A 15,436-nucleotide genomic window follows, 5' to 3' on the forward strand; every position below is an offset into this window, starting at 1 on the left:
GCCGGGCATGACAGGTCGAATTACTCGGCCGCTTCCGACGTCGGCGCCGGTCCTATCTTGGAGTTGTGCAGGTCGACGTTGAGGCCGAGCGAGCGCATTTCCTTGACCAGCACGTTGAACGATTCCGGAATACCGGCCTCGAACGTGTCGTCGCCGCGCACGATCGCCTCGTACACCTTGGTACGGCCGGCGACGTCGTCCGACTTCACCGTCAGCATCTCCTGGAGCGTGTACGCCGCGCCGTAGGCCTCGAGCGCCCACACCTCCATTTCGCCGAAGCGCTGGCCGCCGAACTGCGCCTTGCCGCCCAGCGGCTGCTGGGTGACGAGCGAGTACGGACCGATCGAACGTGCGTGGATCTTGTCGTCGACCAGATGGTGCAGCTTGAGCATGTAGATGTAGCCCACCGTCACCTTGCGATCGAACGGATCGCCGGTACGGCCGTCATAGACGGTCGACTGGCCCGAGGCGTCCAGACCGGCAAGCTTCAGCATCTCCTCGATGTCGGCTTCCTTGGCGCCGTCGAACACCGGCGTCGCGATCGGCACGCCGCGGCTCAAGTTGTGGCCGAGCTCGAGCAGCTCATTGTCGTTGAGCGACTTGATCGTCTCGTCGTCGCCGTAGACCTTCTTCAAGGTCTCCTTCAGCGGCTTGATGTCCTGCTTCGACAGGTACGCATCGACGGTCTGGCCGATACGCTTGCCGAGGCCGGCGCAGGCCCAGCCGAGATGGGTCTCGAGGATCTGTCCGACGTTCATGCGCGAGGGCACGCCGAGCGGATTGAGCACGATGTCGGCATGCGTGCCGTCTTCGAGGAACGGCATGTCCTCGATCGGCACGATCTTCGACACCACGCCCTTGTTGCCGTGGCGGCCGGCCATCTTGTCGCCGGGCTGGATCTTGCGCTTCACCGCGACGAAGACCTTGACCATCTTCATCACGCCGGGCGGCAATTCGTCACCGCGCTGAAGCTTCTCGACCTTGTCGAGGAAGCGCTGTTCAAGCCCCTTCTTCGACTCGTCGTACTGCTTCCGCATGGCCTCGATCTCGGCCATCAGCTTGTCGTTCGGCGACGCGAACAGCCACCACTGCGACTTCGGGTACTCCTCGAGCACCGCGCGGGTGATCTTGGTGTCCTTCTTGAAGCCCTTGGGACCTGCAATGCCCTGCCGCCCTTCGAGCAGCTCGGCAAGACGGTTGTAGACGTTGCGATCCAGGATCGCCTGCTCGTCGTCGCGGTCCTTGGCCAGACGCTCGATCTCTTCCCGCTCGATCGCCAGCGCACGCTCGTCCTTGTCGACGCCGTGACGGTTGAACACGCGCACTTCCACGATCGTGCCCTGCACGCCCGGGGGAACGCGCAGCGAGGTGTCGCGAACGTCGGAAGCCTTCTCGCCGAAGATGGCGCGCAGCAGCTTCTCTTCCGGCGTCATCGGGCTCTCGCCCTTCGGCGTGATCTTGCCGACCAGGATGTCGCCGGCGCGCACTTCCGCACCGATGTAGACGATACCGGCCTCGTCGAGGTTCTTCAGCGCTTCTTCCGAGACGTTCGGAATGTCGCGGGTGATTTCCTCAGGGCCGAGCTTGGTGTCGCGCGCCATCACCTCGAACTCCTCGATGTGGATCGAGGTGAAGACGTCTTCCTTCACGATCCGCTCGGAGAGCAGGATCGAGTCTTCGAAGTTGTAGCCGTTCCACGGCATGAACGCGACCAGCACGTTCCGCCCCAGCGCGAGCTCGCCGAGATCGGTCGACGGACCGTCGGCGATGATGTCGCCCTTCTTGACGATGTCGCCGACCTTCACCAGCGGACGCTGGTTGATGCAGGTCGACTGGTTGGAGCGCTGGTACTTCATCAGGCGGTAGATATCGACGCCCGACTTGGTCGGATCGAGATCTTCCGTGGCGCGGATGACGACGCGGGTGGCGTCGATCTGGTCGATCACGCCCGAACGGCGCGCCGCGATCGCAGCACCCGAGTCGCGCGCGACCACGCCTTCCATGCCGGTGCCGACGAACGGCGCCTCGGCGCGAACCAGCGGCACCGCCTGGCGCTGCATGTTCGAGCCCATCAGCGCGCGGTTGGCGTCGTCGTTCTCGAGGAACGGGATCAGCGCCGCGGCGACCGAAACCAGCTGCTTCGGCGACACGTCCATGTAGTCGACCTTGTCCGGCGTCACCGGCAAGACTTCGCCGGCATGACGGCAGACCACGAGGTCTTCGGTGAAGCGGCCCTTCGGGTCGAGCGGCACGTTGGCCTGCGCGACCGTGTAGCGGCCCTCTTCCATCGCCGACAGGTACACGACCTCGTCGGTGACGCGGCCGTCCTTGACCTTGCGATACGGCGTCTCGACGAAGCCGTACTTGTTCACGCGCGCGAAGGTCGCGAGCGAGTTGATCAGGCCGATGTTCGGACCTTCCGGCGTCTCGATCGGACAGATGCGGCCGTAATGCGTCGGATGCACGTCGCGCACCTCGAAGCCGGCGCGCTCGCGGGTCAGACCGCCCGGTCCAAGTGCCGACAAGCGGCGCTTGTGGGTGATCTCCGACAGCGGGTTGGTCTGGTCCATGAACTGCGAGAGCTGCGAGGAGCCGAAGAACTCGCGCACGGCGGCAGCCGCCGGCTTGGCGTTGATCAGGTCCTGCGGCATGACCGTGTCGATGTCGACCGAGGACATGCGCTCCTTGATCGCGCGCTCCATGCGCAGCAGGCCGATGCGGTACTGGTTCTCCATGAGCTCGCCGACCGAGCGCACACGGCGGTTGCCGAGATGGTCGATGTCGTCGATCTCGCCCTTGCCGTCGCGCAGGTCCACCAGCGTCTTGATGACGGAGAGGATGTCCTCCTTGCGCAGCGTGCGCTGGGTGTCCGGCGCATCGAGGTCGAGGCGCATGTTCATCTTGACGCGGCCGACCGCGGAGAGGTCGTAGCGTTCGGCGTCGAAGAACAGCGACTGGAACATGGCCTGCGCCGAATCCAGCGTCGGCGGCTCACCCGGACGCATCACGCGGTAGATGTCGAACAGCGCGTCCTCGCGCGTCATGTTCTTGTCCGCCGAGAGCGTGTTGCGGATATAGGGGCCGACATTGACGTGGTCGATGTCGAGCAGCGGCAGCTCCTTGTAGCCCTGCTCGTTGAGCGCCTTCATCAGCTTGTCGGTGATTTCCTCACCGGCTTCGGCGTGAATCTCGCCCGTCTTCGGGTTGACGAGGTCCTCGGCGACGTAGTTGCCGACCAGCTCCTCGTCGGACATGCGCAACGCCTTCAGCCCCTTCTCCTGGAGCTGGCGGGCGGCACGGACGGTGAGCTTCTTGCCGGCCTCAAGCACGACCTTGCCGGTGTCGGCATCGATCAGGTCGTTGACGGTCGAATAGCCGCGGAAACGGTTGGCGTCGAACGGAACGCGCCAGCCTTCCTTGGTCCGCTTGTAGAGAATCTTCTTGTAGAACGTGGACAGGATCGCCTCGCCGTCGAGGCCGAGGGCGAACATCAGCGACGTCACCGGAATCTTGCGGCGACGGTCGATACGCGCATAGACGATGTCCTTGGCGTCGAACTCGATGTCGAGCCAGGAGCCGCGATACGGGATCACGCGGGCGGCGAACAGCAGCTTGCCCGAGGAATGGGTCTTGCCCTTGTCGTGGTCGAAGAACACGCCGGGCGAGCGGTGCATCTGCGAGACGATGACGCGCTCGGTGCCGTTGACGATGAAGGTGCCGTTCATCGTCATGAGCGGGATGTCGCCCATGTAGACGTCCTGCTCCTTGATGTCCTTCACCGACTTGGCGCCGGTTTCCTCGTCGATATCGAACACGATGAGGCGCAGCGTCACCTTGAGGGGAGCCGCGAAGGTCATGCCGCGCTGACGGCACTCGTCGACGTCGTATTTCGGCTGCTCGAACTCGTAGCGGACGAATTCCAGCATCGAGGTGCCCGAGAAATCGGAGATCGGAAACACCGAGCGGAACACCGCCTGCAGACCCTCGTCGAGACGGCCACCCTGGGGTTCATCGACCATCAGGAACTGGTCATAGGACGCCTTCTGAACCTCGATGAGGTTCGGCATCTCGGCCACTTCCTTGATGTGTCCGAAGAACTTGCGAACGCGTTTGCGACCGGTGAATGTCTGCTGCGCCATCGTGGCCTCTCATTTTCGTCGCCCGATCTGGGCGCGCCGTCCAGGACGCGGCTGCCACCGCTCCCCGGGTTGAATTTTTCGAACCCGTTTTGGGGGCCGCAGACTCAGTTTCAGGCGAGAATGTCCCGAATCTGTTCTTCAGACCTTCAAAACGCAAAACGACGCGCGGGGCGCTGGTGCGCGCCCGCCCGTCACAACGATCGTCTTCACGGACTGCAAAAGCCCGAAATAGCCTGCTCTCCCAACGGCTTACAGGGATCCGGAACCCCCGCCACCGCGCTTTCGTGCTGCCGACCCGATATGGGGCGACAATAGTGGAGATTCGAGGGGTAGACCCTCAAATCCCCGCACTTTTTCGTGTTCAGCCCGCGTCGGGACGTTCCGTCGCACGCCTTTTGCATCTGGCGCCCGTCTTTCCGATCGTCATGGCCGGGCTGGACCCGGCCATCCACGATCTTGGGACGAGATCCCGGGTCTCGCTTCGCGAGCCCGGGATTTCGCTGAGTAACTTGCGTTACTTCAGCTCAACCTTGGCGCCAGCCTTCTCGAGCTGGGCCTTGATCTTGTCGGCTTCTTCCTTGTTCACGCCTTCCTTCAGCGGCTTCGGAGCACCCTCGACGAGGTCCTTTGCTTCCTTCAGGCCGAGACCGGTGATGGCGCGGACTTCCTTGATGACCTCGATCTTCTTGTCGCCGGCGCTGGCGAGAACGACCGTGAACTCGGTCTTCTCTTCCGCCGGAGCGGCAGCAGCGCCACCGCCAGCCGGACCGGCCACGGCGACGGCCGCGGCAGCCGAAACGCCCCACTTCTCTTCGAGGAGCTTCGCCAGTTCAGCAGCTTCGAGCACGGTGAGGCTCGAGAGGTCGTCAACGATCTTCTGCAAGTCAGCCATTGTTCAGTTTCCTTACGTGTAAGTCTGGTTCGGGTTTGAGTTTTGCGAAGGGCGTCAGGCCGCTTCGCCCTTTGAGGCATGAGCCTGGATGACGCGCGCGAGCTTGCCCGCGGGCGCATTGGCGAGCTGAGCCAGCTTGGTCGCCGGGGCCACGATGAGGCCGACGATCTTGCCGCGCAGTTCATCAAGCGACGGCAGCGAGGCAAGCGCCTTCACGCCGTCGACATTCAGGACGGTCTTTCCCATCGAGCCGCCGATGATGACGAACTTTTCGTTCGCCTTGGCGAATTCGATGGCGACCTTTGGCGCCGCTACCGGATCGTTCGAAGTGGCGATCACGGTCGGTCCCTTCAGCATGGGGCCGATGGCAACGACGTCAGTGCCTTCAAGAGCAATTTTGGCGAGACGGTTCTTCGAGACCTTCACCGCGGCACCCGCCTGCTTCATCTGCTGGCGCAGCTTCTGCATCTGGGCGACGGTGAGGCCGGAATATTGAGCAACGACCGCGACGCTCGTGGTCTTGAAGACCTCATTGAGCTGTTCGACCGCCTCTTTTTTTGCCGCTCGTTCCACAGCAAGCTCTCTCCGGTTGGCAGTCATCGCGAAAGCGGGACCGCCGGGTTGCACCCATCGTCCCACCCAAAACCTGAACCTCGGGGCCAAAGACCCTTCGGACACGCGCCGGGCGAGACGACAATTCAAAGCCTGCCCTCCGGGAGCACCTGAAGGCGCCCACGGCGTGTCGAGGTCCGAACCAGACCCGTTTCGCGAACCAGCCCTTAAAGCTGGATGCGAAGTGAAATCCGGTCTTCACCCGTCTATGCAGGCCATGCGATTAAGCCGTTGAGAAATCGAAATTTCCCGCAGGCGCCTGCAGTCTTGGACAGGACAAGGTCAGCCGGCGAACCGCCCGACCCCTGCCCACATTCCACCAACCGACGGGTTTTCCTTCCTTTTCGGGCAAATCCTTACGGACGTCCTGAAAAGGAATGATCTCCTGTCTTGTCGGGTTTTCGGAATGCGTGCACGAACGCGCCCGCCGAAGCCGGCACGTCCGGAAGCGGTTCTTTAACCGCTCTCTGCCGGCTTGCCAAGAGCAAAATTCACACCAGTTCCGATCCGTTGCCCGCAGGGCCTGAGGCGGCCGATAAGGACCGATTCAGGCCGATTTGACTGCGTAAGGCAGCGGCTTGCCCGCGAAGAACGCGGTCAGGTTCGCCAGCACGCAAGCTTGCATGGCAACGTGCGATTCGAGGGTGTGGCCGCCGATATGGGGGGCGAACACCACGTTCGGCAGCGCGGTCAGGGCATCGGGGCGGTGCGGTTCCTTCTCGAACACGTCGAGGCCGGCGCCGGCGATGGTCTTGTCGGTAAGGGCCGCCACCAGGGCCTTCTCGTCGATCACCGAGCCGCGGGAGATGTTGACGACATAGCCGTCCGCGCCGAGGCGCTTCAGGACGTCGGCGTCGACGACGTGCTGGGTCTCGGCCCCCGCCCGGACCGCGATCATCAACACGCTGCACCAGTCGGCCAACGCCTCCAGCGACGAGAAATATCGATAAGGCAGATCGTATCGGGTGCGGCTGAAATAGCCGACCTCGCTCTCGAAAGCGGCGCAGCGCGCCGCGATCTTGCGGCCGATTTCGCCCATGCCGTAGACGCCGATGCGGCGGCCGGGCATGCCGGCCTGCGGGCGCATCATCGGCGACGGCTTCGAGGCGGCCCAATCGCCGCTGCGGACATATTGGTCGGCGACCAGGATCCGTCGTGTCGTCGCCAGCATCAGGGTCATCGCGATGTCGGCGACCGAGGCGGCGTTGGCGCCGGGACTGTGGCCGACCGCGATGTTGCGGCTGGCGGCCGCCTTCAGGTCGACGCCGTCATAGCCGGTGCCGTAGCAGACGATGGCACCGAGCTTGGGAAACAGGTCCATCGCCTCCGCGCCGAGCGGTGTGCCGCCGGCGGTCAGCAGCGCGCGGATGCCGCCGAGTTCCTCGGCCGGAAACACGTCGCGAGCGGGCTTGCCGCCGGTGTCGAGCAGCTCGAAGCGCTCGGCGAAGCGCGCCATCATCGTCTTGGGAAAGCGCGAATAGATCAGAACCTTGTCAGCCATTGTTCTTGTTTCCGGTGAGCGCCGCCACAAACGACGAGGGGCGGAATCGGTTGCCCAATTCCGCCCCTCGCCTCACGTCATTTCGAAGCCTTAGCCGAGAATGGTGCCCGGCTCGACCTTCACGCCGGGACCCATCGTCGAGGACACCGCAACGCGCTGGATATAGGTGCCCTTGGAGCCGGCGGGCTTGGCCTTGGCGACGGCGTCAGCCAGGGCCTTGATGTTCTCGACCAGCTTTTCCTCGGAGAACGAGGCCTTGCCGACGCCGGCCTGCAGGATGCCGGCCTTCTCGACGCGGAACTCGACCGAGCCGCCCTTGGCACCCTTCACCGCGCCGGTGACGTCCATGGTCACGGTGCCGATCTTCGGGTTCGGCATCAGGCCGCGCGGGCCGAGCACCTTTCCGAGACGGCCGACCAGCGGCATCATGTCGGGGGTGGCGATGCAGCGGTCGAAATCGATCGAGCCATTCTGCACCTTCTCGACCAGGTCTTCGGCGCCGACGACGTCGGCACCCGCAGCCTTGGCCTCATCGGCCTTGGCGCCGCGGGCGAACACGCCGACGCGGAGCGTACGGCCGGTGCCGTTCGGCAGGGTCACGACGCCGCGGACCATCTGGTCGGCGTGACGCGGATCGACGCCGAGGTTGATCGCGATCTCGATGGTCTCGTCGAACTTCGCTTTCGCGCGCTCCTTGACCATCTTGATGGCGTCCGCGAGCGGGTAAAGCTTTTCGCGGTCAACACCTTCGCGGGCTTTGTTCAAACGCTTTCCGATTGCCATGACCGCTTACCCCGCAACTTCCAGGCCCATCGAACGGGCGGAGCCCTCGACCATCTTCATGGCCGATTCGATGGAATCGCAATTGAGATCCTTCATCTTCTTCTCGGCGATCTCGCGCACCTGCGCCTTGGTCACCTTGCCGGCCTTGTCGCGGCCCGGCGCCTTCGAGCCGGACTGGATCTTGGCAGCCTGCTTGAGGAAGAACGACATCGGGGGCGTCTTCATCTCGAAGGTGAACGAACGATCGGCGTAGATCGTGATCACCACGGGAATCGGGGTGTTCTTCTCTTCCTTCTGGGTCTGGGCGTTGAACGCCTTGCAGAACTCCATGATGTTGAGACCGCGCTGACCGAGCGCGGGACCGATCGGGGGCGAAGGATTCGCCGCACCGGCCGGGACCTGAAGCTTCAGGTATCCGGTCACTTTCTTTGCCATGTATCACTCCTGTTGGGCCGGCAAGTCGCCGGCGGTTTCAGGTTCGTGGTCGGGATCAACGGCGGCTGGCAACCGCCCTCGTCCTCCCACGCCTCTTGCCGCGCAAGACCGAGGTCTCGCGCAATACCCGGTCAGACCTTCTCGACCTGACCGAATTCCAGTTCGACCGGCGTTGCGCGACCGAAGATCGACACCGCGACCTTCACGCGCGAGCGCGCCTCGTCGATTTCCTCGACGACGCCCGAGAACGAAGCGAACGGGCCGTCGGCCACGCGCACATTCTCGCCGATCTCGAACGACACCGACGCCTTCGGCCGCTCCACGCCCTCCTGCACCTGGTGCAGGATGCGCATGGCCTCGGCTTCCGAGATCGGCATCGGCTTGTTTTCCGCGCCGAGGAAGCCCGTGACCTTCGGCGTGTTCTTGATCAGATGAAACGCTTCGTCGGTCAGCTTCATCTTCACCAGCACGTAGCCGGGGAAGAACTTGCGCTCGGCGTCGATCTTGCGGCCGCGGCGCACTTCCGTGACCTTCTCGGTCGGCACCAGCACCAGCTCGAACAGCTCCTCGAGCCCGCGCTGCTTGGCCTGCTCGCGGATCGATTCGGCGACCTTCTTCTCGAAGTTCGAATAGGCGTGAACGATGTACCAGCGCTTGTCGGACAGTTGAGCGGTTGCTGTTGCCATCATTGAATGCCCAGAAGGAAGGTGATGAGGACGCGGATGACCTGGTCGGCGGCGAAGAAGAAGATCGAGGCCACGGCGACCATGACGAACACCATGATGGTGGTGATCGTGGTCTCGCGGCGGGTCGGCCAGGTGACCTTGGCGGTCTCCGAGCGCACTTCCTGCAAGAACTTGAACGGGCTGACTGCCATCGTTTTGATGTCCAACGTCTGTCGACAGACGCGAATGAATTTCAGGGATCCGAACAGCCGCCGTTGGCCCAGCCCTCTGTCTCGAAGGATGAGCCGGAAACCGGGCTCGATTGTTCGGGGATTTCAAAGCCGCGCCGGAGATCCGCGTCTAACGGGCCGGCTGCGAGTGCGGGGTATCTACTGCGGATAGGAGCAAAGGTCAAGATATAGAGGGGGCGCCCAGGCGAGCCGATCGCTCCAGGCGGGAGATCAGAGCCAAGCCGGATCAAAGGCTTATCTGCCTCACCCTGGCACGGCGTGACCGCGGCTTCCAACCGCCTTCCTCAGAGCGCCCCGTCGGGGGGCACTCGCCGCTTCCGCCGCCACGGGATCAGTTGGCCCGGTCGACCATCGAAACGCCCGGCAGCGGCACCACGAACTTTCCGCCTTCGGCGAAATAGCGGGCGTGCTTGGCCCGAATCGGGTCGACATAGCGCCAGGCGAAGACGACCACGAACGCCGGCTTGCGCTCGTAAAGGGCGGCAGGCGGCAGGATCGGGATGTCATAGCCCGGGCCGGCCATCACGTTCCCCTTCTTGGGGTCGTCGTCGACCAGGAAGTCGATCTTGTTCTCCAGGCCGAACTGCGGCAGCAGGGTCGTGGTGCCGACCGAGACGCCGTAGCCGGCGACGAGCTGACCGCGCCCATGGGCGGCGTCGGCCATCGCGACCAGCTCGTCGCGGATGGCGGCGATCCTCTTCACGTAGGGCGCATAATAGGCGGGCTGATCGACACCGAGCCGGTCTTCCTCGGCAACGAAGCGCGCGACCTCCGCCGACGGTTTCTTGGCGCCCCCGGCGCGCTGCACGGTCACGCGGATCGAGCCGCCCTTGGTCCAGATGTGCTGGACGTCGATCAGCTCCATGCCGAGCCGGGCAAAGAAACGGATCAGCGGCTTGATGTTAAAATACGACAGGTGCTCGTGATAGACGGTGTCGAGCAGGTTCTTCTCGGTGACGTCGACGCCGTATTGCGTTTCGAAGACGAACAATCCGTCCGGCGCGAGCACGTCGCGAACGCCGATCACCAGGGGATCGAGATTGTCGACATTGGCGATCATGTTGTTGGCGATCACGACGCTCGCCGCACCGTGGCTCTGCAGGATGCGACGTCCGATCGCATCGGTGAAGAAATCGCCGATGGTCTCGATCCCCGCCTCCGTCGCGCGCCGCGCGATCTCGACGGCGGGATCGACGCCGAGCACCCGCATCCCGCGCTCCTTAAAGAAGCCGAGCAGCGATCCGTCGTTGCTGCCGAGCTCGACGACCAGCGAGCCCGGCGCGATGGCGAAGCGGCTGACGACGTCGTCGGCATAGCCCGCGAAGTGCTCCCGCAAACCGAGCGAGAGCGACGTGGTGTAGACGTAATTGCGGTACTGGATCTCCGGATTGCCGACATGGAGAATCTGGAGATGGCCGCAATCCCTGCACAGATGCAGCGCCATCGGCACCGCGGCGCGGAACACGGGATCGTCGACGCTGGCGTCAGGGACCTGGAAGTTCGGCGTGCCGATGGGCATGCCCGCCATCGGGACGACCAGCTCTTGCTTGTCCGAATGGCAGAGGCGGCAGGTTTGGCGGACGTAGAACAGATTTTTCATCGTGGAACCGAAAATTGAGACAGGCGATCGGGTGAGGCAATCCCACCCCGTGAAAACCACACCGGCAGCAATGGGCTCAAGCGGGTCATGGTTGGCTCGAGACTTCCCTGCCCAGCCCGTCGTAGCTGGGGGCTTCCTCCGCCGCCTTGGCGTTGTCCGCGGAATACGATCCGCGCTCCGGACTTGCCAGCCAGATCGCACCTCCGACAAGCCCGATGATGACGCTGATGGCGCCCAGCAGCAGCGACACCGACAGCGCTTGCTCGGAAGGGACGCCGGCCAGACCGAGGCAGGCGACCATCGCCCCCTCCCGAACGCCCCAGCCGCTGATCGAGATCGGGACCGCCGTCAGCAGCACCACCGGCGGAATCAGGACGCCGGCGTCCGTCATCGAGAGCTGGGCGCCGACACCGCGCGCCAAGGCGTAGCAGGCCGCCGCGGTCACGAGATGGATGAGGAGCGCCGATCCGAACAGCAAAGCGCGACTCTTCGACTGCAGGAGAAGGAACCTCACCAGCGTTCCGAACCGGACGAAGCTTGCGATCGCCGGATGCGCAACGAGGCGCCTGGGCAGGCGGTCGAGCGTCAACAGAATTGCAGTGCCGGCGACGCCCGCCAGCGTCAGCCCGCCGATGGCCAGGATCGCGGCCGGATTGGACACGCGTGACGTGAGGAACGGCAATCCGGCCACCATCAGCACGATCAGCCCGATCAAGGCCGTGAAACGATCGGCCGCGACGCCCTTGACCGCCTCGGACCACTGCACGCCGCGCTGGCGCAGCAGCCAGATCCGCACGGCGTCCCCGCCGACCGACGATGGCAACACCTGATTGAACCAGAGGCTGATCATGAGGATGCGCCAGCCGGCGAGCCAGTCCAGCGAGACGCCGAGCGCACGCATGATCAGCTCCCACCGGCCGTTGAGCACGAAGGTCTGGAAGAAAATCAGCGTCAGCGCGAGGACGAACAGGAAAGGATCGACCGAGACAAGATGGCTGCGCAATTGTTGCAGGTCGAGACCGCGCGCGATGTAGACCAGCACGGCGATCGACAGCAGCAGCCTTACCGAAAACAGGGCCGCCTGCTTGAACCGCGACTGCATCGGGTGCCCGCCTCAGGATGCCGGATATTCCGCGCGACCGATGACAAGGTCGATCGCGGCCATCATCCAGAACTGGTGCGTCGTCTCGACAATGTTGTAGCTGCGGCTGTCGACGAAGAAATTGACGTCGCCGAGATTGCGCAGGGGATTGTCCGCATTCATCCCCGACAGCGTGATCACGTCGAGCTTCATCGTCCGCGCCTGCGCAACCGCATTGAGGATGTTCTTCGAGCGCCCGGACGAGCTGATCGCGACGAGGCAGTCGCCGGCACGCGCGTTCAATCGCACGGCGTGCGCGATCCAATCTTCGAAGCCGTAATCGTTGGCGAGGCACGACATCATGCTCGCGTCGCTGAAGCAGAGCGCAGGCACCGCTGCGTTCTTCGCCAGATCGATCGCCAGATGCGAGGCGATGCCCGCCGAACCGCCGTTGCCGATGAAGATGACGCGGCCGCCCTGCTCGCGCGCGCGCAACCAGATGGCGCGGGTGGCGGAGATCCTGGCAAAAACGCCGTCGTCGACAGCCGTCGCGCGATGCAGGCGCCCCACATAATCGATGAGGAAAGCCTTGTGATCGGGATCGACGGACTCGGCAGGCATGGGCTGGCGGCTCGGCTGCAACATGATGCCCTGATACCGGCTATCACTAGGGATTGCAAAGGCATAATGCTTGCAAAGTCGGCGAGCGGCTGATAGTCGGCTTTCGGGTTTCACTCAACATTGGCCGGCCTGTTTCGCTGGGCATTCGCATCACGGATGTTCCCCATGAAATGCATTGTCACTGGTGGCGCAGGTTTCATCGGAAGTCACCTCGTCGATCGCCTCCTCGACGATGGCCACGAGGTGGTCGCGCTCGACAATTTCGTCATCGGCCGCCCGGAAAATCTGGCCTCGCGCGCCAATTCGAGCCAGTTGAAGGTCGTGCGGGCGGACGTCACCGACCTCGACTCGATCAGACCGTATTTCCACGGTATCGACTGGGTCTTCCACCTCGCGGCACTGGCCGACATCGTTCCCTCGATCGAGTCCCCGATCCCGTATCATCGCGCCAATGTCGACGGCACGGTCAACGTTCTCGAGGCGGCACGGCACGCCGGCGTCCGCCGCTTCGTATATGCCGCATCGTCGTCCTGCTACGGCATTCCCGACGTCTACCCGACGCCGGAGAGCGCCGAGATCCGTCCGATGTACCCCTACGCGCTTACCAAGAATCTCGGCGAGCAGTGCGTCATGCACTGGTGCCAGGTCTACAAGCTGCCCGCGGTCGCGCTCCGCCTGTTCAACGTGTACGGGCCGCGCCATCGCACCACCGGCACCTACGGTGCCGTGTTCGGCGTGTTCATGGCGCAGAAACTCGCCGGCAAGCCCTTCACGGTGGTCGGCGACGGCGAACAGACGCGCGACTTCACCTTCGTCAGCGACGTCGCAGACGCCTTCGTGACCGCCGCGCGCTCCGATATCTCGCACGAGATATTCAACGTCGGCTCGGACAACACTTACAGCGTCAACCGGCTGGTCGAGCTTCTCGGCGGCGACAAGGTCCACATCCCCAAACGTCCGGGCGAGCCCGATTGCACCTACGCCGACATCACCAAGATCAAACGAGTGCTGAACTGGACGCCGAAGGTGAAATTCGAGGACGGCGTTGCGACGATGCTGAAATCGATGGACCAGTACAAGGACGCGCCGCTGTGGACGGTCGACAAGATCGCCGACGCCACCAAGGACTGGTTCAAATATCTCGGTGACGACAACGGCTCGGCCCAGAAGGCAAGCTCTTGAACAGGTGCGCGGGATATTCTTGCCGCGATTCGATCATTTCCGGGCGGCCATCTGAGACCTACCGGCGCTTTGGGTAATTCACATGGCTAATGCTGAGACAGACAAGCCGGCCGTCCATCCGGCACCGCACGACAAGATCAGGACGATCGAGGAACTCGGCGAGATCGCGCGCGCCGCGCAGGCAAAGGGCCTGACCGTCGCGCTCTGCCACGGCGTGTTCGATCTGGTGCATCTCGGCCACGTCCGGCACATCCTGGCGGCGCGCAACGAGGCCGACGTGGTCATCGTGACCATCACCGCCGACCGTTTCGTCAACAAGGGCCCGGGACGGCCGATCTTCCCGGAGAACATGCGTGCCGAGATGCTGGCCGCACTCGGCACGGTCGACTGGGTCGGCATCAACCAGACCTCCAGCGCCGAGCCGGTGCTCGATACCGTGCGCCCCGACATCTACGTGAAGGGCTCGGACTACGAGAATCCCGAGGACGACGTCACCGGCAAGATCGCCATCGAGCGCGAAGCCGTCGAACGTCATGGCGGGCGGATCGTCTTCACGCGCGACGTGACCTTCAGCTCGTCGTCGCTGCTGAACCGCTACTTCGACATCTACGATCCACCCCTGCGCGACTACCTGCAGAAGGTGCGCGAAGGCGGCGGCGCCGAGCGGCTGCTGAAGCTGATCGACAAGATCCAGGACATGCACGTCGTGCTGGTCGGCGATACCATCATCGACGAATACCAATACGTCACGGCGCTCGGGAAGGCTTCGAAGGAGAATATCGTCGCAACCCTGCTCAAGAACGGCGAGCAATTTGCCGGCGGCGTCATCGCCGCGGCCAATCACGTCGCGAGCTTCTGCAAGTCGGTCGAGATCGTCACGACGCTGGGCGGCAACGACTACCCTGAAGAGTTCATTCGCGCGCATGTCCGCCCGAATGTCACGCTGACGCCGATCCGCATTCAGGGCCGTCCGACTACCCGCAAGTTGCGGTACGTCGAGATGGGCTATCTGCACAAGCTGTTCGAAGTCTATACCATGGACGACACGCCGCTCGAGGAGACCACGCGCAAGGAGATCGACCGCGTCACCGCCGAGCGCGTGGGCGCCGCGGACGTCGTCATCGTCACCGATTTCGGTCACGGCATGATCGCGTCCAGCACGATCGAGGCGTTGATCGCGAACTCCAAGTTCCTGGCGGTCAATGCCCAGAGCAACAGCGGCAACCACGGCTACAACCTGATCACGAAATATCCGCGGGCCAACTACGTCTGCATCGACGCGCCGGAAGCGCGGCTGGCCGCCACCGACAAGTTCAGCGACATCGCATCGGTGATCGAGGACGGCCTGCACCGCAAGATCGACTGCGACAACATGATCATCACGCACGGCTCCTTCGGCTGTTACCCCTTCTCGTCGAAGACCGGCGTCGCGCGCGTGCCCGCTTTCACCAAGACCGTGGTCGACACGGTCGGCGCCGGCGACGCCTTCCTGACGATTACGGCGCCGCTGGTGGCGGCCGGCGGCAATATCGAGGACGTCGCCTTCATCGGCAATGCGGCGGGCGCGATCAAGGTCGGCATCGTCGGTCACCGCAACTCGGTTGAAAAGGCACCGCTGGTCAAGTTCGTCACCGCGTTGTTGAAATAACGCGAACGAAAAATCTGGAGAACGAC

General features: G+C 63.7%; 13 protein-coding genes. 2 read left to right on the top strand and 11 right to left on the bottom strand.

Going from position 1 to position 15,436, the window contains the following annotated elements:
* Positions 1-20: 20 nt before the first annotated feature.
* The 11 genes from rpoB to AC066S_RS16290 all read right to left on the bottom strand — a co-directional run bounded on the left by rpoB (position 21) and on the right by AC066S_RS16290 (position 12,580).
* A complete protein-coding gene (gene rpoB / locus AC066S_RS16240; protein WP_126258099.1) occupies positions 21-4,139 on the bottom strand; it encodes a DNA-directed RNA polymerase subunit beta in 4,119 nt (1,372 codons plus the stop codon).
* A 514-nt stretch (positions 4,140-4,653) separates the two neighbouring features.
* Entirely contained in the window at positions 4,654-5,031 is a 378-nt protein-coding gene (gene rplL, locus AC066S_RS16245) for a 50S ribosomal protein L7/L12 (RefSeq protein WP_100177007.1), read from the bottom strand.
* A 54-nt stretch (positions 5,032-5,085) separates the two neighbouring features.
* Positions 5,086-5,604 carry a 50S ribosomal protein L10 gene (gene rplJ / locus AC066S_RS16250; protein ID WP_126258098.1) on the bottom strand — a complete coding sequence of 173 codons (519 nt, stop codon included), beginning with the start codon at positions 5,602-5,604 and terminating at the stop codon, positions 5,086-5,088.
* Positions 5,605-6,190: 586 nt separating this feature from the next.
* Entirely contained in the window at positions 6,191-7,144 is a 954-nt protein-coding gene (locus AC066S_RS16255) for a 2-hydroxyacid dehydrogenase (RefSeq protein ID WP_478270161.1), read from the bottom strand.
* 90 nt (positions 7,145-7,234) lie between these two features.
* Complete coding sequence (rplA, locus tag AC066S_RS16260) at positions 7,235-7,927, bottom strand: 50S ribosomal protein L1 (protein ID WP_126258096.1); 693 nt, start codon at positions 7,925-7,927, stop codon at positions 7,235-7,237.
* A gap of 6 nt (positions 7,928-7,933) precedes the next feature.
* A complete protein-coding gene (gene rplK, locus AC066S_RS16265; RefSeq protein WP_006611824.1) occupies positions 7,934-8,362 on the bottom strand; it encodes a 50S ribosomal protein L11 in 429 nt (142 codons plus the stop codon).
* Between the two features lie 131 nt (positions 8,363-8,493).
* Positions 8,494-9,048, bottom strand: coding sequence for a transcription termination/antitermination protein NusG (gene nusG / locus AC066S_RS16270; RefSeq protein WP_007602985.1), 555 nt, complete (start codon positions 9,046-9,048; stop codon positions 8,494-8,496).
* Positions 9,048-9,239 (bottom strand): preprotein translocase subunit SecE, encoded by a 192-nt coding sequence (gene secE / locus AC066S_RS16275; RefSeq protein WP_028137033.1) that lies wholly within the window; start codon positions 9,237-9,239, stop codon positions 9,048-9,050. Before secE ends, nusG begins: the two co-directional genes overlap by 1 nt.
* A 370-nt stretch (positions 9,240-9,609) precedes the next feature.
* The gene (locus AC066S_RS16280) at positions 9,610-10,878 is read right to left on the bottom strand and encodes a methyltransferase domain-containing protein (RefSeq protein WP_478270162.1); all 1,269 of its coding nucleotides are present in this window, start codon (positions 10,876-10,878) and stop codon (positions 9,610-9,612) included.
* Between the two features lie 85 nt (positions 10,879-10,963).
* Positions 10,964-11,980 carry a lysylphosphatidylglycerol synthase transmembrane domain-containing protein gene (locus AC066S_RS16285; RefSeq protein WP_478270163.1) on the bottom strand — a complete coding sequence of 339 codons (1,017 nt, stop codon included), beginning with the start codon at positions 11,978-11,980 and terminating at the stop codon, positions 10,964-10,966.
* 12 nt (positions 11,981-11,992) lie between these two features.
* Positions 11,993-12,580 carry an SIS domain-containing protein gene (locus tag AC066S_RS16290; RefSeq protein ID WP_245481408.1) on the bottom strand — a complete coding sequence of 196 codons (588 nt, stop codon included), beginning with the start codon at positions 12,578-12,580 and terminating at the stop codon, positions 11,993-11,995.
* 165 nt (positions 12,581-12,745) lie between these two features.
* Between AC066S_RS16290 and AC066S_RS16295 the strand changes: the two genes are divergently transcribed.
* Together AC066S_RS16295 and AC066S_RS16300 are read left to right on the top strand one after the other, a co-directional pair.
* Positions 12,746-13,762 carry an SDR family oxidoreductase gene (locus tag AC066S_RS16295; protein WP_135166023.1) on the top strand — a complete coding sequence of 339 codons (1,017 nt, stop codon included), beginning with the start codon at positions 12,746-12,748 and terminating at the stop codon, positions 13,760-13,762.
* A gap of 82 nt (positions 13,763-13,844) precedes the next feature.
* Positions 13,845-15,410, top strand: a complete 1,566-nt coding sequence (locus AC066S_RS16300) for a PfkB family carbohydrate kinase (protein WP_478270164.1) — start codon at positions 13,845-13,847, stop codon at positions 15,408-15,410.
* The last annotated feature ends 26 nt before the right edge of the window (positions 15,411-15,436 follow it).

It is taken from the genome of Bradyrhizobium sp. CFUWI (assembly GCF_056429085.1).